25 protein-coding genes and 2 riboswitches are annotated in these 21,906 nt (G+C 46.3%); of the genes, 4 read left to right on the forward strand and 21 right to left on the reverse strand.

What is annotated here, in order from left to right:
* The first annotated feature begins 105 nt into the window (after positions 1–105).
* A complete protein-coding gene (locus HAP68_RS10980) occupies positions 106–354 on the forward strand; it encodes a ferredoxin (RefSeq protein ID WP_003153403.1) in 249 nt (82 codons plus the stop codon).
* Between the two features lie 139 nt (positions 355–493).
* On the opposite strand, the gene HAP68_RS10985 is transcribed toward HAP68_RS10980, so the two are convergent.
* On the reverse strand, positions 494–1,066 hold the full coding sequence (locus tag HAP68_RS10985) for an ECF transporter S component (RefSeq protein ID WP_003153402.1): 573 nt from the start codon (positions 1,064–1,066) through the stop codon (positions 494–496).
* Between the two features lie 147 nt (positions 1,067–1,213).
* A riboswitch (FMN riboswitch) is annotated at positions 1,214–1,348 on the reverse strand.
* A gap of 206 nt (positions 1,349–1,554) precedes the next feature.
* Here HAP68_RS10985 and serA point away from each other — a divergent pair.
* Positions 1,555–3,132 (forward strand): phosphoglycerate dehydrogenase, encoded by a 1,578-nt coding sequence (gene serA, locus HAP68_RS10990; RefSeq protein ID WP_003153401.1) that lies wholly within the window; start codon positions 1,555–1,557, stop codon positions 3,130–3,132.
* Positions 3,133–3,178: 46 nt separating this feature from the next.
* On the opposite strand, the gene HAP68_RS10995 is transcribed toward serA, so the two are convergent.
* From HAP68_RS10995 to HAP68_RS11060, 14 genes are all read right to left on the reverse strand, one after another.
* Positions 3,179–4,279 carry a hypothetical protein gene (locus HAP68_RS10995; protein WP_014305327.1) on the reverse strand — a complete coding sequence of 367 codons (1,101 nt, stop codon included), beginning with the start codon at positions 4,277–4,279 and terminating at the stop codon, positions 3,179–3,181.
* A complete protein-coding gene (gene sigX, locus HAP68_RS11000; RefSeq protein WP_003153399.1) occupies positions 4,215–4,799 on the reverse strand; it encodes an RNA polymerase sigma factor SigX in 585 nt (194 codons plus the stop codon). The genes HAP68_RS10995 and sigX overlap by 65 nt, the downstream gene beginning before the upstream one ends.
* Positions 4,800–4,989: 190 nt before the next feature.
* Positions 4,990–6,771, reverse strand: coding sequence for an ATP-binding protein (locus tag HAP68_RS11005; RefSeq protein WP_003153398.1), 1,782 nt, complete (start codon positions 6,769–6,771; stop codon positions 4,990–4,992).
* Positions 6,768–7,490: a DNA-binding response regulator ResD gene (gene resD / locus HAP68_RS11010; protein WP_003153397.1), complete on the reverse strand. Its 723-nt coding sequence runs from the start codon at positions 7,488–7,490 to the stop codon at positions 6,768–6,770. Before resD ends, HAP68_RS11005 begins: the two co-directional genes overlap by 4 nt.
* 81 nt (positions 7,491–7,571) lie before the next feature.
* Complete coding sequence (gene ccsB, locus HAP68_RS11015; RefSeq protein ID WP_024085542.1) at positions 7,572–8,747, reverse strand: c-type cytochrome biogenesis protein CcsB; 1,176 nt, start codon at positions 8,745–8,747, stop codon at positions 7,572–7,574.
* A gap of 18 nt (positions 8,748–8,765) precedes the next feature.
* Positions 8,766–10,394: a cytochrome c biogenesis protein ResB gene (gene resB, locus HAP68_RS11020; RefSeq protein ID WP_003153393.1), complete on the reverse strand. Its 1,629-nt coding sequence runs from the start codon at positions 10,392–10,394 to the stop codon at positions 8,766–8,768.
* A complete protein-coding gene (resA, locus tag HAP68_RS11025) occupies positions 10,391–10,930 on the reverse strand; it encodes a thiol-disulfide oxidoreductase ResA (protein ID WP_003153391.1) in 540 nt (179 codons plus the stop codon). The genes resB and resA overlap by 4 nt, the downstream gene beginning before the upstream one ends.
* A gap of 84 nt (positions 10,931–11,014) precedes the next feature.
* Positions 11,015–11,749, reverse strand: coding sequence for a 23S rRNA pseudouridine(2605) synthase RluB (rluB, locus tag HAP68_RS11030; RefSeq protein WP_007612296.1), 735 nt, complete (start codon positions 11,747–11,749; stop codon positions 11,015–11,017).
* 93 nt (positions 11,750–11,842) lie between these two features.
* Positions 11,843–12,379 (reverse strand): spore maturation protein SpmB, encoded by a 537-nt coding sequence (spmB, locus tag HAP68_RS11035; RefSeq protein ID WP_003153387.1) that lies wholly within the window; start codon positions 12,377–12,379, stop codon positions 11,843–11,845.
* A 4-nt stretch (positions 12,380–12,383) separates the two neighbouring features.
* A complete protein-coding gene (locus tag HAP68_RS11040; protein ID WP_003153385.1) occupies positions 12,384–12,974 on the reverse strand; it encodes a nucleoside recognition domain-containing protein in 591 nt (196 codons plus the stop codon).
* The gene (locus HAP68_RS11045; RefSeq protein ID WP_003153383.1) at positions 12,962–14,113 is read right to left on the reverse strand and encodes a D-alanyl-D-alanine carboxypeptidase family protein; all 1,152 of its coding nucleotides are present in this window, start codon (positions 14,111–14,113) and stop codon (positions 12,962–12,964) included. The genes HAP68_RS11040 and HAP68_RS11045 overlap by 13 nt, the downstream gene beginning before the upstream one ends.
* Before the next feature lie 112 nt (positions 14,114–14,225).
* The gene (locus HAP68_RS11050) at positions 14,226–14,711 is read right to left on the reverse strand and encodes a DUF3907 family protein (RefSeq protein WP_003153380.1); all 486 of its coding nucleotides are present in this window, start codon (positions 14,709–14,711) and stop codon (positions 14,226–14,228) included.
* An 89-nt stretch (positions 14,712–14,800) separates the two neighbouring features.
* Entirely contained in the window at positions 14,801–15,394 is a 594-nt protein-coding gene (gene scpB, locus HAP68_RS11055) for an SMC-Scp complex subunit ScpB (protein ID WP_003153378.1), read from the reverse strand.
* Positions 15,384–16,139 (reverse strand): segregation/condensation protein A, encoded by a 756-nt coding sequence (locus tag HAP68_RS11060; RefSeq protein ID WP_003153377.1) that lies wholly within the window; start codon positions 16,137–16,139, stop codon positions 15,384–15,386. Before HAP68_RS11060 ends, scpB begins: the two co-directional genes overlap by 11 nt.
* 207 nt (positions 16,140–16,346) lie before the next feature.
* On the opposite strand from HAP68_RS11060, the gene HAP68_RS11065 reads away from it, so the two are divergent.
* The gene (locus tag HAP68_RS11065; protein ID WP_003153376.1) at positions 16,347–16,436 is read left to right on the forward strand and encodes a YjcZ family sporulation protein; all 90 of its coding nucleotides are present in this window, start codon (positions 16,347–16,349) and stop codon (positions 16,434–16,436) included.
* A gap of 87 nt (positions 16,437–16,523) precedes the next feature.
* Positions 16,524–17,045: a DUF309 domain-containing protein gene (locus HAP68_RS11070; RefSeq protein ID WP_003153375.1), complete on the forward strand. Its 522-nt coding sequence runs from the start codon at positions 16,524–16,526 to the stop codon at positions 17,043–17,045.
* Positions 17,046–17,110: 65 nt separating this feature from the next.
* Here HAP68_RS11070 and ribT read toward each other — a convergent pair whose 3' ends face one another.
* The 6 genes from ribT to HAP68_RS11100 form a co-directional block, all read right to left on the reverse strand.
* Positions 17,111–17,485: a GNAT family N-acetyltransferase RibT gene (gene ribT, locus HAP68_RS11075; RefSeq protein WP_003153373.1), complete on the reverse strand. Its 375-nt coding sequence runs from the start codon at positions 17,483–17,485 to the stop codon at positions 17,111–17,113.
* A gap of 116 nt (positions 17,486–17,601) precedes the next feature.
* Complete coding sequence (ribH, locus tag HAP68_RS11080; RefSeq protein WP_003153372.1) at positions 17,602–18,066, reverse strand: 6,7-dimethyl-8-ribityllumazine synthase; 465 nt, start codon at positions 18,064–18,066, stop codon at positions 17,602–17,604.
* 32 nt (positions 18,067–18,098) lie between these two features.
* Complete coding sequence (locus tag HAP68_RS11085; RefSeq protein ID WP_024085543.1) at positions 18,099–19,295, reverse strand: bifunctional 3,4-dihydroxy-2-butanone-4-phosphate synthase/GTP cyclohydrolase II; 1,197 nt, start codon at positions 19,293–19,295, stop codon at positions 18,099–18,101.
* A gap of 14 nt (positions 19,296–19,309) precedes the next feature.
* The gene (gene ribE, locus HAP68_RS11090) at positions 19,310–19,957 is read right to left on the reverse strand and encodes a riboflavin synthase (protein WP_003153370.1); all 648 of its coding nucleotides are present in this window, start codon (positions 19,955–19,957) and stop codon (positions 19,310–19,312) included.
* Positions 19,938–21,053, reverse strand: coding sequence for a bifunctional diaminohydroxyphosphoribosylaminopyrimidine deaminase/5-amino-6-(5-phosphoribosylamino)uracil reductase RibD (ribD, locus tag HAP68_RS11095; RefSeq protein ID WP_024085544.1), 1,116 nt, complete (start codon positions 21,051–21,053; stop codon positions 19,938–19,940). Before ribD ends, ribE begins: the two co-directional genes overlap by 20 nt.
* A 131-nt stretch (positions 21,054–21,184) precedes the next feature.
* Positions 21,185–21,331, reverse strand: a riboswitch (FMN riboswitch).
* A gap of 119 nt (positions 21,332–21,450) precedes the next feature.
* Complete coding sequence (locus HAP68_RS11100) at positions 21,451–21,795, reverse strand: hypothetical protein (protein ID WP_003153366.1); 345 nt, start codon at positions 21,793–21,795, stop codon at positions 21,451–21,453.
* Positions 21,796–21,906 lie beyond the last annotated feature (111 nt).

Here is a 21,906-nt window from a genome sequence, read left to right on the forward strand (position 1 = left end):
TTGACACTAACATCATTACAATAAGTAAGAGGAATAGGTGTTATATTTAAAAATATATAAGGTAAACCATTTGTTCCAACACGAACAATCTGGGAGGTTTTATTCATGGCAAAGTACACAATTGTAGATAAAGATACGTGTATTGCATGCGGCGCCTGCGGAGCTGCGGCACCAGACATTTATGATTATGATGATGAAGGCATTGCGTTCGTTACGCTTGACGAAAATAAAGGTGTCGTCGAAGTTCCAGAAGTTCTGGAAGAAGATATGATTGACGCATTTGAAGGATGCCCTACTGATTCAATCAAAGTTGCGGATGAACCGTTCGAAGGCGACCCGCTGAAATACGAATAAAAAAGCCCTCCCCGTGAGAGGAGCTTTTTCGTCCTGAATAAGACTCCGGCTGTTATCGGCCGGAGTCTTATTTTTTTGCAGATCAGCACAAACAAAAAAAGCGTCCGGCTGTTCTTCACAGAGCGGACGCTTTAAGCCTTTATTGTGTTTGGATGCTGCGTTTTTGTTCAATCCAAGGTTTCAGCTTCGTAAAGATGAACGTAAAGACGATGGTGATGATAATGCCTTTTACAATGTTAAACGGCAGAATTCCTGCGACAACCGCCGTTTTCAACTGGCTGTTTGACAATGCCGGTGAATGTAAAAACCAAGTATACGCGGGCAGGATAAGAATATAGTTCAAAATACTCATCAGCACGGTCATCGCCGCGGTTCCGGCCAGCAGGCTCACTGCAAGCCCTTTTGCAGAATTGAGCTTTTTAAACATAAACGCCGTCGGCAGAATAAACAGCGTCCCCGCGATAAAATTGGCTGCCTGCCCGACAGGCACGCCGGCCATGCTTCCTTGAATGATATACTGCAGAATATTTTTAATCGCTTCAACCGCAATCCCCGCCGCAGGCCCGTAAACCAAAATGGCGATAATTGCAGGAACGTCACTGAAATCAATTTTCAAGTAATCCGGCAGCCCCGGAAACGGGAAATTTAACAGCATAAGCACAAACGCAATACTGCTAAGCATACTGATGACAACTAATTTTTTTACTTTCACAATGCTCTCTCCTTTTCGATCAAATCTCTCGAAAAGAGGAAAGGTTCTTTTGCGCCCCAATAAAAAAACCGCTTTTGTTAAAAAGCGGGAGCTTACTAAGGCTTGGCAAAGAAACGTTTGATATAAGCATCAAAACGTCTGCTGAACCTCCATCTTCTCCCATCCAGACTATACTGTCGGCTCCGGAATCTCACCGGATCCTGCCGCCGAAGCAGCTCGCGGGCTTAGAGCGTGACGCTCATCACCGCCGGTAGGGAATTTCACCCTGCCCCGAAGATTGATCTTATGAATTTATTCACATTATATATGATCAAATTGTAATTGTATAGAGAACTGCTCAAATTTAAATAAAATATTGGGGAAGCCCAATTTCAGCTGATTCAGCGGTTTCCTTTTCTCCTTTACTGCGTCAATACACATTGACACTCTATTGAGAATATGATAAATTATCAGATATTTAGTCAGCTAAACTAGGAGGAAATCTAACAATGTTTCGAGTTTTGGTCTCAGATAAGATGAGCAATGACGGCTTAAAGCCGCTGATGGAATCAGACTTTATAGAAATTGTTCAAAAAAACGTCGCGGATGCAGAAGATGAATTACATACCTTTGATGCCCTGTTAGTCCGCAGTGCCACAAAAGTAACCGAAGAATTGTTTAAAAAGATGACTTCTTTAAAAATCGTCGGCAGAGCCGGTGTCGGCGTAGACAACATCGACATTGATGAGGCCACAAAACATGGAGTTATCGTGATAAACGCGCCGAATGGAAACACCATTTCAACGGCAGAGCATACATTCGCGATGATTTCTTCATTAATGAGACACATCCCGCAAGCCAATATCTCAGTAAAATCAAGAGAATGGAACCGGACGGCTTTTGTCGGGGCGGAGCTCTACGGAAAGACTTTAGGCATTGTCGGTCTGGGCCGGATCGGAAGCGAGATTGCCCAGCGCGCCAGAGCGTTCGGTATGACGGTTCATGTATTCGATCCTTTCTTAACCGAAGAGAGAGCCGGCAAAATCGGCGTAAACAGCCGGACATTCGAAGAAGTGCTTGAAAGCGCGGATATCATTACCGTCCACACGCCTTTAACAAAGGAAACAAAAGGATTGCTTAACAGAGAAACCATTGCCAAAACGAAAAAAGGCGTCCGTCTTATCAACTGCGCAAGAGGCGGCATTATTGATGAAGCGGCGCTTTTGGAAGCGCTGGAAAGCGGCCATGTCGCAGGCGCTGCCCTTGACGTGTTTGAAGTGGAACCGCCAGTTGAATCAAAGCTTCCCGACCATCCGCTGGTGATCGCCACACCTCACTTAGGCGCTTCAACGAAAGAAGCACAGCTGAATGTCGCGGCACAGGTTTCTGAAGAAGTGCTGCAGTTTGCAAAAGGTCTGCCTGTCATGTCAGCGATCAACCTGCCTGCGATGACAAAAGATGAATTCAAAAAAATCCAGCCTTATCACCAAATTGCCGATAAAATCGGAAGTCTCGTGTCACAATGTATGAAGGAACCCGTCAAAGATGTTGCGATTCAATATGAAGGCACCATCGCCAAACTTGAAACATCATTTATTACAAAAAGCCTGCTGTCCGGTTTCTTAAAACCGCGTGTAGACTCAACGGTTAATGAAGTAAACGCCGGCGGTGTAGCAAAAGAACGCGGTATCAGCTTCAGCGAGAAGATTTCCTCCAATGAATCAGGATATGATAACTGCATCAGCGTAAAAGTAACCGGAGACCGGAGCACATTTACGTTAACGGCTACGTATATCCCTCACTTCGGTGAACGAATCGTTGAACTGAACGGCTTTAATATTGACTTAAATCCTGCCGGCCACCTCGTTTATATCCAGCACCAGGATACGACTGGTGTAATCGGACGCGTCGGACGCATCCTCGGCGATAACGATATCAATATCGCTACCATGCAGGTGGGCCGTAAAGAAAAAGGCGGAGAAGCCATTATGATGCTTTCTTTTGATAAACATTTAGATGATAAAGTCGTCAATGAGCTGACTTCGGTTCAGGATATTGTTTCCGTTAAACTGATTGACCTTCCGTAACCAACAGAAAACCCAAAACATTCATATGTTTTGGGTTTTTTTACGTTTAATGGGTCGGAAGCGGATTAGGCGCGGCAGGCACAGCAATCGGTTTTGTCACATCATAATTACCGATTTTCTTTGCGTGCGCATGTGTGAACAGCACCTCAGAATAACCGAATTCCTTCGCGGTTAACAAAAGCCCTTCGATCATTAAAATGCCTTCCAGCGAATCTTCAACTTTATGTTTTTCGGACAATTGGATCCGCAGCTGCTCGCCGTCTTCCCTTTCCGATACCGATGCAATCGCATCTGCTTCTATAATGCTCGCGGTCTGTGCGCCTCCGTCTGTTGTCTTCATCCCGTCAATAGCCTGATATACTGAATAATAGGTTTGTTCAGACGGGATGAGATACTCTTGTCCCAGACTGTCGCTGTAAGAAAAATACGCCCGGTTTGTCTGTTTATGTACGGACATCTCAGCGGAAATGCCGTAAGATTTATAAAAATCCTGTCCGTCTCCGTTTTGAACCTTTTTCAATTTAATCCGCTCGTAAGGACTCCATGTCAAAGTCTCTTTCAGCATCTTTTTCAATAAATCAGAATCGGCAGCTGATTCGATAGAAAGACGTCCGTTTACCTGCACAAGCAAATCCTTCTTATCCGCCGTTACCTGCACACCGTCCAAAAGGTTCGGCACAGAGAGGAAAGATTCGGGCACTTCTAAGTTTTCTGCATCAGATAATGCCTCTGAAACCGATTCGTCAGGCTTCTTTTTTTCAAAACTGACCGGAATGACGGCGGATGTATCTGAATCGGCAAACGCCAAAGTAATGTAATTGTTTTTGTTTTCGTTAGAAACGACAAACGTCTTCTGATCCGGCTTGACAGCAGCTGACTGACTGGCTTTTTCAGCTTGACCGCTGTCAGCTGTAAGATCACCGGCAGATTTGTTTGTCATCAGGTGAGGAGAAATAATCAGAGCGATGCACAATGCGCAGATGCCGGCTGCGGCGGGGCCGATCCAGCTTCGGGCCGGTTTTTTCCTGTACGGTTTACCCGTTTCAATATTCCGGTAAATGGCCTCGGGTGAACGATGATCTCTAACCGCCGGAAGTTGTCTTAACAACTCCTCTACTCTTTCTTCGTTCCAATATGACTTCATCATCCATTAGCTCCTCCCTCAAAAGCTCCATCTGTTTCCGAAGTATTTTGAGCCCTCTGTGTTGGGTCGTTTTGACTTTGCTTTCCGAGAAGCGGAGAGCGGCGGCTGTTTCCTGAATGGAATATCCCTGAATAAATCTCAAGATAATAACAGCTCTTTGATCAATGGTGCAATGATCAAGCGCGGTATAAATTTCCCGGACATTTTCATGCTGTACGGCGAGTTCGTCCGGAAGCAAATGCTGATCTCTGACATCTTGTGTATCCCAATCAAACGTACCCATAATACGCTGTCTGATCGTCTGCTGCTTGCGGAACCAGTCAATCGCCACATGGCGTGCGATGGACAACAGCCATGTTTTTTCACTGCTTCTTCCTTCAAATGTATGATAGGAATTCAAGACGCGGATATACACTTCCTGCGTCAAATCTTCAGCCTGCGACTTATCTTTTACCATATAAAATAAAAATTGATATAAATCTTGATGGTATGCATCGTATAATATCTGAAAGGTTTCTTCCATGGGAAACCCCTCCGTTCACTTTTTTGTCGTAAAAATGCGTTGAAAAGTTACATTACAACTATATTACGAGAAACTGGAATTTGGAAGGGAATTTATATTAACATATTCTTAAATTTTTAAAGGAGAAAAAAACAAAAAACACCCGCATGTTCTGCGGGTGTTTCGTATGGAACAAGATTGTTCGTCAATTTCAGACGTCATCCTGCGCTTTTGTCGGAATATAAAATGTAAACGTCGTCCCTTTGTCGATGCTGCTGTGAACCGCAATTGAGCCGCCGTGGGCTTCCACGATATTTTTTACGATGGCGAGTCCGAGTCCGGTCCCCGCCCTGCCTCTTGTTCTTGCTTTGTCCGCTTTATAAAAACGTTCAAAAATAAAAGGCAGATCCTCTTCCGGTATTCCCGAGCCGGAATCTTTGATATCGATTTTCAGTCCGTCTTTTACGGTATGAGCCGCGATATGAACGTTTCCGCCTGACTCCGTATGGCGCAGCGCATTATCTATAAGGTTGGTAAACACCTGTTCCATTTTGTCTTCGTCAAAGACACACTCCGGCTGAGACACCGAGATGTCCTCTGTGAGCGAAACGCCTTTTTCCTTCGCTACACCGGAAAATTTGCGGGAGATCTTCTCCAGAAATTCATGCAGGTTTACCGTTTCATAGCGCAGACCCGTATGTCCGGATTCCATTCTGGCCAAATCCAGTAAATCATTGACGAGCCGGCCCATGCGAAGAGATTCATCATAAATGATCTGCGCGATTTCTTTTTTCTCCTCTTCGGTGCTTGCAATGTCGTCCACTATCGCTTCACTGTATCCCTGCAGCATAGAAATCGGGGTTCTGAGCTCATGACTGACATTGGCAATGAAGTCTTCACGCAATTTATCCAGCCTGCGCTCTTCGGTCATATCACGGAGCACGGCCACGGCGCCGCGGACGTGTGATTCCGCATAAAGAGGCGACATCAATAAAACCCATGACCTTCCTTGAAGCGTCATTTCAATCATTTGCTCTTTTTCCGTGTTCACTGCATTTTGAAACAGCTCTTTTGCTTCAGGGGGAAGGTTGTCTCCTTCTTTAATGTTCATGTTCTGCTCATAATACCATGCCTGCAGAAAACGTTCGGCCGGCGGGTTGGTCACCAAAATGGTGCCGTCGATATTAATGGTGATGACCCCGTCTGCCATACTGCTTAAAATATTGGACAGCTGTTCTTTTTCCTGATTCAGCGCGTTAATATGGAAATTGAGCTGCCGTCCCATCTGATTAAAGGCAATGGCCAGTTCCCCGATTTCATCTTGGGTCAGAATCGGAATTTTTGTATCAAACTTTCCTTTCGCCAAGTCTTGGGCGCCTTCCCGCATTTTCCGAAGGGGATATGTCACCCTGCTGGATAAAAAGAATGCGAAAAACGTTGTCAAGACGATGGCAATGCCCGCCGCAAGAAAAATATAGCGTGTCGTATGTTTCGTCGTATCTTTGACGGCAAGCAGCGATTGGGATAAAAAGACCATGCCTTTTTTGCCGTCTTTTTCATAGGGCACTCCGACGATCAGCCGTTCGTTATCCGAACCGGCATTTTTGGGGACCGCGCGTTTGCTTACTTTATTGCGGTCTGTCAGCGCCTTGTGCAGATCCCGGTCATGTTTAATCTGCTCTAATGTAATAGAGGATAAATGATTATCGTCATTGGGCGAATACCAGACATGCTTATCATCCTGAATGATCGCGATGCTCGTTAAATTGTCCGCCAGTTCCCACGTGATGGATCTGGCAAGCGGCTGGTCTTCATGATTTTCTATTATGACCGCGATTTTATCGGCAAGCTGCGTTAAATCTTTTTCCGCTTCTTCAACGTGGTAATTTTCTATAAATTCCAGAAGCAGCACCGTTAAAATAAATAAAACAATTAACACGAGTGAAAGAATGGTAAACCAAAGCTTTCCTACTACGCTTTTCCAAAACTTCATTCAGCGCCTACCTCAAATTTGTATCCGACTCCCCAGACGGTGACGATTTTTTTCGCCGCTCCCGGGGACACTTTATTTAATTTTTCACGGAGCCGTTTGACATGAGTATCCACCGTTCTGAGGTCTCCGAAAAATTCATACTGCCACACTTCTTTTAAAAGCTTTTCCCTGTCGTACACTTTGTCCGGTGTTTTCGCCAGGAAGTACAGCAGTTCATATTCCTTCGGCGTCAGGCTCACCTCCGTGCCGTCCGCAGTCACCCTGTGAGCATCATGATCAATGGATAGATGCGAGAAGACGAGCACATTTTTTGTCGGGGTATTGGCTGTCAGATAAGATGTTTGGGAAGCCCTTCTTAAAAGCGCCTTTACCCGAAGCACCACTTCTCTCGGGCTGAAAGGCTTGACGATATAATCGTCCGTACCCGCTTCAAACCCTTGGACGCGGTTGGCTTCTTCCCCTTTTGCCGTCAGCATGATAATCGGGGTCGCTTTTTTTTCTCTGAGCTGCCGGCATACTTCTATTCCGTCCGTTCCCGGCATCATTAAATCCAAGAGCACCAGATCATAATCTGATGCCAGCCCCATTTTAATGGCCTCGTCTCCGTTTTCCGCTTCTTCAATCACATAGTTTTCCCGTTCAAGGTACATTCTTAAAAGGCGTCGAATTCTGGCTTCATCATCTACTACTAATATTTTAGTTTCATTTGTTTGATCCATCGTTTTCCCCCTGCTTTCCTTCTGTTACTTTCATTTTAACAAACTGTGCGGCAGCTTGAGAACTGTATCGGCTTTTTGCATCTATGCGTACGAATGAAGTCCGGCAAGCACGAGATTCACAAAAATTAAGTTAAACATAATAATGGCGAAGCCGATGACGGCAAGCCACGCGGACTTTTCGCCATGCCAGCCTCTTGACAGCCGCAAGTGCAAATACGCTGCGTAAAATAAAAAGGTGATCAGCGCCCATACTTCCTTCGGGTCCCAGCCCCAAAAACGCGTCCATGCAAGCTGCGCCCAAATCATCGCAAACACAAGCGCGCCGAGTGTGAATACCGGAAAACCGATGGAAACAGCGCGGTAGCCGACTTCATCGACCAAGTCCAGATTCACATTTTTGACGAGCGGGCTTATAAGAGCGCTGATTCTCTTTCTGAATATCAGCCTGAGCGCCCCGTATAAAACGAGACCTGCGCCAAACGACCAGATCACCGTATTGACCTTTCTGCCTGAAAAAATGGCCGGAAGCTCAATAAGCGGCTTCATTGCGCCTTCCGTAAGCAGTTCTCCGTCATGCGGGCCGACAAGCGCAGGCATATCATATATCATCACGCTTTTAGCCTCTTTTTTATCCACCCAATTAAATTCTGCTTTGTAGTCCGCCAGCCGGAATGCCGACGTGACGGCGATAAATGCCACGGTCGTCACGAGTATAAACATGATGACTTCAAGCCAGAACGTTTTTTTGCCCGGTCTGGATTGGTCGACATGCTTTAACAGGAAAATGACGCCGGCTACAAAACTGATCGCAAGAATCGCCTGCCCGAGCGCCGCAGTCGTGACGTGAATGTACAGCCAATTGCTCTGCAGTGACGGAATAAGCGGCGTGATGTCTGTCGGAAACATGCTTGCATATGCGATAAGCAAAAGCGCGATAGACAATGTGAACATGCCTAATGAAGGCAGTCTGTAAATAAAGTAAATAATAATAAAAGCGAGAACAAGCATCATGCCGAATGACGTCGTAAATTCAAACATATTGCTGACAGGCGCATGTCCGCTTGCCGACCATCTCGCAATAAAGTAGCCGAGGTGACAAAGAAATCCGAAAGTGGTTAACGTGATTCCGATAGCCGACCAGCGGCCCTTACCGTCCTTCGCACCTTTTGTTCCCCGGATGGCGCCGCCGAAAACCGGGACGGCAATTAAATAAATCAAAAAGGCAGCATAAAGAAAATTTGCGCTCAGCTCCGCCATGACACCACTCCTTTTTCACTAGGCCTGATTTTTGGCCAATTCTTTTTGATCGGCCGGCTCTTGAATCCCGGTCCCGCTAAGAACAAATTCGATATCCTTTTTCAGACCGAACCAGTTTTTGTTCGTATGTCCCGCCACAAGCACTTCATGATCACCTGTTTTGATCCAGATCCTTCTGTGCTGCCAATACATCCCTTGAATGACGCCGATCATAAAGATCGCGCCGCCGACGGCAAGCACCCATAAGGTTAAGTCTTTTCTGACGGTGAGTCCTGTAATGTTTTTCGTTTCCACATGGTCGAATTTTAATTTGTACTTGTTACTTTCGGAACCTTCAACAGTCTGCTGAATCGCAACAAAACTTTTCTCCCCTTTCGGCTTGTCGGGAGCCGTGATTTTAAAGACAAAAGCCGGATTGTTAGGAACCTTCGTTTTCGTGCTCGGTTCTCCGTCTTTGTTAAAATAAAAATCAGGAAGATAACTGGCGATCTGCACTTTGTAACCGTTACCAAGATCGTAGTCCGTGTCGGGATCAAGAAGATTGATCTTCAGTTTGCCGAATGACTGTTTTGTTTTTTGGTCGATCAGCTGAAATACCATCTGATCGAGCTGGTTTTCTTTATAGTCCACCTGATACACAGAATAGGAGTCAAAGCGCAGCGGTTCATTGACGCGGATATTGTTTTCTTTGACTCTTTTAAGCTTCGGCTTTTCACCGAATACAATGTCGCCTTCCCTCTTGTACAGAACCGCGTCCGTTGTGAAGGATTTGGCGACTTTGCCGTTTCCGGCTCTGTCAATGGCGTCGGCGAATACTTTTTTCTCAGTGTCTTTGTTATATGTCTGCATCGTGAACCGGTTGTTTTTTAAGTAATATTTGCCGTCTGTACCGGGGATCTGGGCGGTTTCGCCTTCACGGACCCAGAGCGTTTCATCGACATACATACCGGGTACAAATCTCAGCATGGCTCCGATCAGAAAAATGATCAGGCCGATATGATTGACATAGGGTCCCCACCTTGAAAAACGGCCTTTTTCCGCCAGGATGCTTCCCTCTTGTTCTCGCACTCTATAATGCTTTTTTTTCAATCGTGTTCTGAGGCTATCAGCCGCATCCCCGCTCAGCTCGGTTTCTGTCCGGCTGTATAGACGCTGCCTCTTCAAAAAGACCGGATTCCGCCGAACTCCTTGATTTTTAAGCGCCCTGTACAAAGGAATCACCCGATCCAGGCTGCAGATGACCAGTGATATGCCAATGGATGCGATCAGGAGCATATACCACCATGAGCCGTACAGGTGATGAAACCCCAGCAAATAATACAGTTGGCCGATTATGCCGTACTGCTGTTCATAATATGTATCCGGCTGGGCGCCCGGCGGCAGATAAGCTTCCTGCGGAAAAACCGTGCCGAAAGCAGACGCCGCCAGAGTAATGACGATCAGCCATATTCCGACTTTTACGGAAGAAAAGAAGTTCCATACCTTATCTACGATTGTTTTGTTATATGTTTGCGAACGCCTTGCGCTGCCGTCGTACCGCATATCGGCAAGCGGCGATTTTTGATCATCAAGCGGCTTCCCGCACGACTCGCACAAAACCGTCCCGGCTGGATTCACGTGCCCGCACTCACATTTGACCTTTTTCATGAAGACGCCTCCGGCTTAATTAAATTCATATAGTCATGAACCATGCGTTCTGTCATCGTGCCGGTCACCACTTTCACGACCTTTCCGTCGGGATTGATCAAAAATGTCGTCGGAATAGGTGATACGCCGTACGCGTCCAGCACTTGCCGGTCAGTATCGAGCGCAACCGGGAAATTGACGCCGTATGTTTTCATAAAATTATGTACTGCAATTTTTGATTCGCCGACATTTACCGCAACCACCTCGACACCGAGGTCTTTAAAATGCTTGTATTGATTCTCCATGTAGGGAAATTCCTGCTTGCACGGCTCACACCACGTTCCCCAGAAATTCAGAAAAACACCTTTCCCTTTTAACTGACTCAGTTCTATGAGTCTGCCCTCTGTATCTTTCAGCGCGAAATTCGGGGCTTTGGACCCCTCAGATATACGCTCTCCGTTTGTGTAAACGGCATTATAGATGGTATATCCGAGCGCGCAGAGTAAGATGAGAAGGATGCCGGTCCGAATGAATAAACGCCGCCGTTTTTTGTTCATTGTACACTGCTCCCCTCCCCTGCCTGCAAATCCATTCAATTATATCATCAACACGTTTTGTAATTTTTGAAGGTTATGTGAAAATTAGAAAGCGTTTTTACCGTGTTCAGCTAAAGCCCGCAGCCTTTTCACCTCATGCGGCGACAATTCTCTTGCGTCTCCTGTGCGCAGGCCTCTTAAATCTAAAAATGCGTATTCTTCACGTTTGAGTTTCAGCACGTCATGACCGATCGCCTCAAACATGCGGCGGACCTGTCTGTTTCGGCCTTCATGAATCGTCAGCTGAATAATGCTCGTCTGCTTTCTTTTGTCCAGGGAAAGCATCTTCGCTCTGGCCGGCGCCGTCTTGCCTTCTTCAAGCTGAATGCCGCGCTCAAGCTTTCTCAGAAGTTCCTTGGAAGGAATCCCCTTCACTTTGGCGACGTACGTCTTATCAATTTCGTATTTCGGATGCATGAGTTTGTTGGCAAACTCGCCGTCATTTGTCAGCAATAAAAGTCCGCTCGTATCATAATCAAGCCTGCCGATCGGATAAATGCGCTGCGGCACTTCTTTGAAAAAGTCGGTCACCACTTTCCGCCCTTTGTCGTCATCAGCTGCTGAGATCACTCCTCTCGGTTTATAAAGCAGAAAGTACACGGGTTCTTCCCGCTCCACCTTTAATCCGTTTACTTCAATCTGATCAGAACCGGTCACTTTTACGCCGAGCTCTGTTATTACTTTTCCATTCACCTTTACTTTTCCTTCTTTTATCAGCTCTTCCGCCTTTCTGCGTGATGCCACGCCGGCATGAGCAATAACTTTTTGCAGTCTTTCCATGTCGTTCACCTCAAGTATAATCTTACTTTTTTCCCCTTGAACAAACAAGCTTTTTCAAGGAGAGTTATTCTGATATATAAAAAGCGCCTGATTTCAGGCGCTTCCAAATAATAACGTAACTATGATGATTGATGCAACCACCCCGATCAGATCAGCAAGAAGACCAACCTTTAAAGCATCCCCCATTTTTTTGATGCCGACCGCCCCGAAATACACCGTCAGGACATACAGCGTCGTGTCAGTCGATCCCTGCATGACCGAGGCCAGTCTGCCGATAAATGAATCAGGCCCGTACACGGCGATCAGATCTGTCGTCATGCCGAGCGCCGCCGTCCCCGAAATCGGGCGGATCAGAGCAAGCGGCACGACTTCTGCGGGAATGCCGAGCGCTGTAAAGAAAGGCTTGCACAGCCCCATGACAAAATCCAGCGCGCCTGAGGCCCGGAATACGGTAATCGCCACCAGCATCCCGACCAAATACGGAATGATGGAAAACGCAATCTCAATTCCTTCTTTTCCGCCTTCAACGAATGATTCATACGTCGGCACTTTTTTGATCGTGCCGTATATCAATATACCGGCGATAATAATCGGAATCATGGCTAAAGACAGCCAATTCACCATTTCCATTCGCTTACCTCCCTTTTCTTTTGCGGCGGTACCAGAAGTAGCGGTCAATGAAAATCGCGCCGATTCCCGAAATTAAAGTCGCTAAGATGGTCGGCCCGACGATATCGGTCGGTGATTTCGCCGAATAAGCCATGCGCACGGCAATGACGGTTGTCGGTATCAATGTAATACTCGAAGTATTTACCGCCAAAAAGGTAATCATGGAACGGCTGGCCTCAGACTTACCTCCATTCAGCTTTTTCATCTGCTCCATGGCTTTAATGCCGAGCGGTGTCGCCGCATTTCCCAGTCCGAAAAAGTTTGCCATGAGATTTGATAAGATGTATCCCATCGCCGGATGATCAGGGGGAATATCGGGAAACAGCTTAGAGATAAACGGGCGGCACATTCTGCTGAATATATCCAAAAGGCCGGACTGCTCGGCTATTTTCATCAGGCCGAGCCAGAAGACGAGCACGCTCATTAATCCGAACGAGATCGTAACTGCTTCTTTTGCTCCTTTAAAAACAGCTTCATTCACATCCTGCAAGGTACCGTTAAACATCGCAAAAACAAGTCCGATTACCGTCAGACATACCCAGATTAAATTGACCATGACGAACCGCCCGCCGCGCTCATAAACAGGCTCGTAAACGTCTCAATGAAATGCTTTTTCGGTTTTTTATGGCGCTCGTTTTCATAATAGACGGGAATCTTGGCGATCACTTTCCCATCATGCATAACAGTCATCCGGCCGACGACATCAGGAATGAGAGAGGCGTCCTTTTTCCAGGCTTTTTTCGGTTTTATTAAGGTTGTGCGGATTTTTACATCGTCGATTTCATCCTCTTTTAATAAATATTTGACATCCCGGGCAATAAAAGCGTGTTTTCCGTAAAACGTCTTTTTCAGCTTCGGGATGCCGCCTTTTTTAGCGACGACATAGGTTTTATAGTGCTCAAAGACATAATTAAACATATTCATATGGTCATCCCAGTCATCCGGATCATTTATGGTGACCGCGATGAGATCCGTTCCGTCTTTTGAAGCCGTCGAAACGAGCGTCCGTTTCGCGATTTTTGTGTAACCCGTTTTTCCGCCTGTGCTGTAACGGTAGAGCCCAGTCAGAAGCTTGTTTTTATTTTTCCATACCCGGTCCATCGTTTCCGCCTTATACACTTTTGTGCCTGAAACGGTCCGGTATTCCTTGATTTTCATTGCGTATTTAGTCAAAAGCGCCATGTCATACGCCGTTGAATATAAATTCTCATGGTCGTCCAGCCCGTGCGGATTTTGAAATTTTGTATTTTCCATCCCGATTTGCTCGGCTTTTTTGTTCATCATAAATACAAAACCGTCAAGGCTTCCGCCGACATATTCAGCTATTGCCGCAGCGGCGTCATTTCCTGATCTCAGCATAAGCCCGTATACAAGATCTTTCAGCTTTACTTTTTGTCCCGGCTGAAGATAAATGGCTGAGCCTTCCGTTTTTACAGCATTCGGGGAAACCGTCACGGTCTCTTCCATCTTTCCTGATTCAATCGCCAGCACCGCCGTCATGATTTTCGTAATGCTTGCAATCCGCCGCTTATGATGTTCATCCTTGGCGAATAACACCCTGCCAGATGCTCCGTCGATAATAATCGCGCTTTTTGCGCTGACATGTATTTGGGCATGTGCCGTATTGCCATCTGTAATGGAAAAAAGAATAACAAAAGTCAAAAGAAATACGGCAGCTTTTTTGAGAAAGCGCATGAATGCTCACGTCCTTGTTGTGGGTTTGTACAAGTTTATGCGCCTGTCCATGACTTATGAATACCAATTGCATCACTTTCACATAAAAAAACTCTCCCAAAAGGAAGAGTTTTTATCTGACTGATGCCATATTTGAGCCTGATGCTTCATATTGCGCCAATTCTTCCCGCATCCGCAGAAATTCACTGCTGAGCGAAAGCAGAAGGCTCCGCAGCGAGTCCGGCACTTGCTGGTAGAACTCAATCGCGCTTTGGCCTGTATAAGCGGCGCGGCTGTTTTCGTACCATGTATCCTTTTTCGGCATGAAAAACTCTTCCACGCACTGATGATACACTTTATACAGCGTTTTTTCCGCTCTCACCTCATGAAACGGCTCCTGCATTAAGAGCCGCCGGCAGGCTTCCTGGGCGCCTTCGCAAAAGACGGTCATCCTCCTCAGCACACTGAGCACGTCGCGGCAGTATGCCTCATCCGCCTCTCCTTGAGCCCGCATCTCCGGCAATGTTGTATGATTTAAATAGCTGCTGACCATCGTGACAACCTCGGCTAAAAATTCACCAGTTTCTTCAGTATGGGCCCTCACAATCGAATTTCCCATTTCCGTCCGTTTCCTTCCTCTCTTGTACGTCGTCATTTGCGTCATTCATCAATGGCCTTTCCCTACTATCGTATGATGAAAAACGATTATTATTTAATATCCTCAAAAGTTTGGTTGAAGTTTTCAAAGAATAAATCGGCTTCCTCCTGGAGAACGTCTTCCTCCGCATTTTCAGGAAGCGGCGGGAGCTCCTCCAATGTTTTTAAGCCGAATTGTTCAAGAAATACCGGTGTCGTGCCGTATAAAATCGCCCGGCCGGGACCGTCGGCGCGGCCCACCTCACACAGCAGCGCTTTTGACACGAGGCTGTGCAGAATCCGCTCAGACTTCACGCCCCGGATATCTTCAATTTCCGCCCGTGTGATCGGCTGCTTGTACGAAACGATCGCCAGCACTTCCAAAGAAGCCTGCGACAGCCCTTTTGACGGCACTTCGATTAGTTTTTTCAAATAAGGCACGAATTCTTTTTTCGTTCCAAGCATATACGTATCCGCATATTCGGTAAGCTCGATGCCTCTGTCGTCTTCCTTGTACTGAGCGGCCACTTCTTCCATGATTCCGGCCAGTTCCGCTTCTTCTATTTCAAGCACCGTCACCAATTGCTTTTTGGTCAGTCCTTCATCACCCGCCGCATACAGCAGGGCTTCCACAATCGCTTTCCAATTCACGATATCAAACGCCATGAATGGATTCACTCCCCGTAATGTATATATCTGAAAAGTTTTCTTCCTGTTCAATGATAATCTGCTGATTTTTCATCAGTTCCAGGACTGCTAAAAACGTCACGACGAGATGGTCCCTTTGCCGAGAAGGAAAAAGCTCCGTGAAGTTTATTCTTCTCCCCGCCGTTTTTAAGCTTTTTACGATTTCTTTCATTCTGTCTTCAATCGGTATTTCCTGTCTTGTAATGGTCGTTTCTTTCGGCCGCGTGATTTTTTTACGCTGAAGCACCTTTTGAAACGCGCCGATCATGTCATAAACGGTCACCGACAGTTTCTGCTCGGTCTGTTTGATTTCTTTTGCATACTCACTTAAATCACTCGGCGGCTTTGTAAATGACTTTTGTCTTTCTTCTTCCCGCTCTTTTAAATCCTTCGCAGCGGTTTTATACTTTCTATACTCAATCAGCTTTTCAATCAGCTCGTCCCGAGGGTCTTCTTCTTCAAGCATTTCGTCTTCAAACAGCTCTTCCTCTTGTTTCGGAAGCAGCATTCTGCTTTTAATGCTGAGAAGCGTCGCCGCCATGACCAGATATTCACTGGCGACATCAAGTTCAAGCTCTTGCATTGTATGTACATATAATAAATATTGTTCAGTAATGGTTGCCACGGGTATGTCATATATGTCGATTTCAAGACGGTTAATCAGATGAAGCAGCAGGTCCAATGGGCCTTCAAACGTATCAATTTTCACTTGATATTCTACCATTATCTCACCATTTTCAATATCACTCTCATTGCCGGAAAAACTGGCTACCCTTTAGTATAATCCACCGAAATGCTCTCGTCCAATACTTTTATACACGTCCTCCGTTATTTAGAAAATACTGAAAAAGAAGATATACGCCTATACCTTTAAAGGCGGATGCACATAGGATAGCCGTGTAAACTTGAAACAAAGGGAGGCTGATTTCACATGAGCGGAGCTTGTTTCGGCGGAGGTTTTGCATTAATTGTCGTTCTGTTTATTTTGCTCGTTGTCGTAGGAGCATCTTACATCTGCTAGTTCCTCAGGCTTCAGACACCAAGCCGCTCTTTTTTCCTTTTCAAAGCGCTGTGGTACACTGGTTTTAGCATAAAAGGAGGAAGCGGCTTGTATCCTAAAGCTTATATCGGCTTTTTGGCCGAATTTCACGCATCAAGAGATTATTTTGAGTGTCATGAACTGTTAGAGGAATATTGGAAAGAAAGCCCGGCTGAAAAGCGGAGCATTCATTGGGTCGGCCTGATTCAGCTTGCCGTCGCTCTGTATCACCAGCGCAGGGGAAATGAAGCCGGGGCGAAACGGCTGATTGCCAACAGCTTACGTATTCTCCGGTCTGAAAAGCAGGCGGTCTGTTCTCTCGGTCTCAGCCATCCGAAGCTGATTGAGCTGATAGAAACGCTGTCAGACGATATAGAAGCGGGCCTGCCTTACAGAAGTGTTATGCTTCCGATTACAGATGAAGCCCTGAAAGAAGCATGTCTTGCCGAATGCCGCCGAAAGGGCTATACATGGGGGCAAGACGGCGTATCAGATACCTTTCTTATTCATAAACACCGCCTGCGGGACAGGACGGATGTCATTAAGGAACGCGAACGGGAAATTGAGAGAAGAAAAAAAAGCAGAGGCTGACGGTCAGCCCTGCTTTTTCTATATCAAAACAGCTCCCGAAACCGTGAAGATTCCGGGAGCATTTGTCAGTTATTATATGAGATATCCTGATCTTTTTGATGTTGACAGCGTTCAAAAAAGCTTTGCGTTAATTCATTCGGAACGAGTGCCTCCGTTTTGAACAGACGTTTTAAGGCGTCCATCATTTGCTTTCCGATTCCTTGATGGCGGTGAGAAGGATTCACGCTGATATGACGGATTTCAACCTCTGAGTCCTTTTTTTCGACTCCGATCGCTCCGACGATATCTTCATCCTCTTTCCAAAGAAAGAGCTGGCGGCCAGTATCCGTTTCATAGTCCTTTATTGTCTGCTGAAGCTGCTTGAGATCTTTTTCATTCGGCATAAATGACAGAAGACCCATCGCAATCTTTTCAAACGATTTTTTATAACGAATTAACATAAAAACCCCTCTATATCCAAAATGTCCATTCATGTCCTATCAAACGGATACATAAAGGCGATCCGTTTTCTCACATTATATCATTTTCGCCGCGGTTTTAAACGCTTTTCAACAAATTATTCAAATGAACGGTTTAAATTTGCCATTTCAATGGCAGATACTGCGCAATCCGCTCCCTTATTTCCGGCTTTTGTTCCGGCTCGTTCGATGGCCTGCTCAATGGTTTCAGTCGTCACGATGCCGAAGATAACCGGGACGCCCGTCGCCGTTCCCGCCTGGGCGATGCCTTTTGCCGCTTCATTGCAGACATAGTCATAATGCGTTGTCGCTCCTCTGATAACCGTGCCGAGCGTAATGACGGCATCGTATTTTTTCGTTTCCGCCATTTTCTTTGCCGCAAACGGGATTTCAAACGCTCCCGGCACCCAAGCGACGTCAATGTCGTTTGATTCTACACCGTGGCGAAGCAGCGTGTCTTCCGCTCCGCTTAACAGCTTGCTCGTTATAAATTCATTAAATCTGCCGACGACGATTCCGATTTTAAGTCCTGTTCCTACTAGGTTTCCTTGTATGATATTCATATGTTATCCATCCTTTTTTGTGAGATTTGTTTTTAGAAATGAAGCAGATGTCCAAGTTTTTTCATTTTGGTCTGTAAATACTGCTTGTTATGCTCACTCGCTTCCATTTGAAGCGGCACCCGTTCCGAAATGCTGAGACCGTATCCTTCGAGGCCGGCGATTTTCCGGGGGTTATTGGTTAAAAGTTTCATATGCTGAACCCCTAAGTCGCGGAGAATCTGGGCGCCGATGCCGTAGTTGCGCAGATCAGGCAGAAAGCCGAGCGCTTCGTTCGCTTCAACCGTGTCGTACCCTTGTTCCTGCAATCGGTACGCCTTCAGCTTATTGATTAAACCGATTCCTCTGCCTTCCTGGCGCAAATACAATAGAACGCCGCGGCCTTCTTCAGCAATTTGCGCAAGCGCGGCATGAAGCTGAGGTCCGCAATCACAGCGATGGGATGCAAACACATCGCCCGTCAGGCATTCTGAGTGCACTCTGACAAGAACGGGTTCGCTGTTAAACGGGACATCCCCCATGACAAAGGCGAGATGTTCTTTTCCGTCAACCTCGTTTGTATATCCGTAAACTCTAAACGTGCCGAAGTCAGTCGGCAGCGTAATATCAACTTCTCTGTTCACAAGTGTCGTAATGTTGTAACGGTACTCTATTAAGTCTTTTATCGTAATCATTTTCAGCTGGTGGCGTTCGGCGATTTCGGCTAACTCCGGCACTCTGGCCATTGTGCCGTCTTCATTCATAATTTCACAAATGACGCCCGCTCCCTGAGATCCGCAGGCTTTTGCAAGGTCAACGGCTGCTTCCGTATGGCCCGCCCGCTTCAGGACGCCTCCTTTTTTTGCGATTAAGGGGAAAATGTGGCCCGGACGCTGAAAATCGTCAGACCCAGATTCCTCGTTCAACAGCGCCTGAATGGTAAAAGAACGTTCTTGAGCGCTGATGCCCGTTTTTGTCAGCCTGTGGTCAATACTGACCGTAAAGGCGGTCTCATGTGAGTCCGTATTATGATCGACCATCGGGTGAAGATCCAGCCGGCCGGCGATGTCTTCAGACAGCGGCGTGCAGATCAGGCCTCTCCCATGGGTCGCCATAAAATTCACCACTTCAGGCGTGGCATGCTCAGCCAGCGCTACGAAATCTCCTTCGTTTTCTCTGTCTTCATCATCGACAACAATGATGACTTCACCTTTTTTCAGCGCCTCTAACGCCTCTTCTATCGGATGAAACATATCGATCTTCCTTTCTAAAAGCCGTTCTCGCTTAAAAAGGCTTCCGTGATAGTTTGATTGCTTTTCGTTTGTTCTGTTTTGTGCAAAAAGCGGTATAAGTATTTGCCGATCATGTCACACTCAATATTTACGGTCGATCCGACTGTTTTCGTCTGAAAAATCGTTTCTGAGATGGTATGCGGAATGATGGATACCGTCACGCTTTCATCTGATAGACCGAAAATCGTCAGGCTCACGCCGTCTACCGTAATTGAACCTTTCAATACGAGCGTTTTTGTCAATTCCGGCGAAAGTTTTAAATCGTAATAGACCGCGTTGCTTTTTTTCTCAATCCGCGTAATTTCCGCCGTTCCGTCCACATGCCCTGATACAAAGTGGCCGCCGAACCGTCCGTTGGCGGACATCGCTCTTTCCAGGTTTACTTTACTGCCTTTTGACAAGCCGTTCAGCGAAGTGGATTTCACTGTTTCCGGCATGACATCAACCGTAAATTGATTGTCAGAAAATCCGGTTACGGTCAGGCAGATGCCGTTTACCGCAATGCTGTCGCCAAGTTTCACATCGCTAGTCACTTTTGAAGCGGCGATGGTTAATGCCATGGAAAGGCCTGTCTTTTTGATTGCTTGGATCGTGCCTGTTTCTTCAACGATTCCTGTAAACATCGTCACCATCCTTTCCATCTTTAGGTATGGCCGTCAGTTTTATATCCGGCCCGATTTGGGTGATTTGTGTGAATTGCAAATGGGGGACATCTTTCATTGATTGAAAACCTTCACCGGAGATCAAGCTGGGAGCAAGCGTTCCTCCGATTAATTTAGGGGCGAAATAGAAATGAAGCTCTTGGAAACAGCCTTCCTTGACAAAACTTCCGTGTACGGATGCTCCGCCTTCCACATAAACGGACATTATTCCGTTTTCAGCGAGAATACTGAGCACCTCAGGGATGTGAATGCGGTCTGTTTCCAGCGGAAAAACTTTTATTCCGAGTGCGGTCAGCCGGTCTTGCTTTTGCACGTCTGCACCTTTGGCCGTAAATATCCATGTCGGCGCAGCGCCGTCAGTGAGCACATTTGCCGTTTCAGGAATGGTCAGCTTTGTATCGAGAATCACTCTGACCGGCTGCTTCACCGCATCAGGAAGCCTGCAGGTCAGGCTCGGATTATCGGCTTTGACTGTGCCTGCTCCGACAAGAATGCTTTGATGCGATTTCCTGTATTGCTGGGCATCAAGCCTTGCCGCCTCTGATGTAATCCACTTGCTGTCACCGGTTTCGGTCGCTGTTTTCCCGTCAAGGCTCGCGGCCGCTTTCAAGGTGACATACGGAAGTCCGGTCCGCATGAAGTGAAGAAACATTTTATTCAGCTCTTCTGCCTGCTGCCTGAGAAGGCCGGTTTTCACTTCGATGCCCGCTGCTTCCAGCATTCCGATGCCTTTTCCGGCTACAAGCGGATTCGGATCTTTCACAGCAATGAACACCCTTTTTATCCCCGACTTTATTATCAGTTCGGCGCATGGCGGTGTTTTTCCGTAATGGCTGCAAGGCTCCAGCGTCACATACAAATCGGCGCCTTTTGCGTGTCTGCCGGCCATATTAATCGCGTGAACCTCGGCATGCGCTTCTCCGTATTGCAAATGGGCGCCCATTCCGACGATCTGTCCGTTTTTGACGACGACAGCGCCGACAAGAGGATTGGACTGTGTCTGTCCTTCACCGCGTCTGGCAAGTTCTATTGCCGTATTCATATAATATTCATCCATCGTTATCCCTCCCTTCTTCCACGCAATTTGGCGTCAAAAAAGCCCCGAATGTTTACACAGTTCGGGGCTTTGCCAGTTTTAATCCATAGGAAATAAGACTATACAGTAAGTTTATTTTTTGCATAGCTTCTCTCATCCTTCTCCCATCCAGACTTTCACTGTCGGCTTCAGCTTTTCACTGAATCCACCGTATACAGATGCATACGGGTCACGGGCTGTAAAGCGCAAAGCGCCTTATTACCGCCGGTCGGGATTTTCACCCAGCCCCGAAGGATACAATCAATATTTTTTTGTCCTTATCCGCTATTATAACATCCTTTGCGGCAGGCGCAATGAATTTGCACCTCATTATTCAGAAAAATAAAAAGCGCCCTTTTCCCATAAAAGGCGTCTTTATTTATTCGTTCACTTTGACGACCTTCAATAAGCCGTCAATCCGGTTTGATTTGCTGAAATACGCTTTAATCTTATCACCTTTTTTTACATCGGAGAGATCCTGCTTCAGCTTGTCGCCGTTAAAAATAATTTTTGTGCCGTTCGCTGCCGTACCGTGGTACTCAGTTCCTTCGATTTTCGTAATTTTATATGTTTTGACTGTATATTCTTCTTTTTCCTGGGACAGGGTTTGTCCGATTGCAGTCGGCACGTCTTTCAGTTCAATATCGTTTATGACCATATAACCGCCCGCTAATAACAGCAGCAGTACAAGTAAAATGGCTGCTTTTGTTTTAATTCTTCCCATTTTTCTACCTCCAGCCCGTATCAATCTATTCATTACTATGTCATATTCCTTTTTTTCATGAATAGAAAACCGTTCTTCCCTGCGTGAGTTATTCATATAACGTTTCATAAA

The sequence above is a fragment of the Bacillus sp. Bvel1 genome (genome assembly GCF_014872755.1).
GTDB lineage: Bacteria > Bacillota > Bacilli > Bacillales > Bacillaceae > Bacillus > Bacillus velezensis.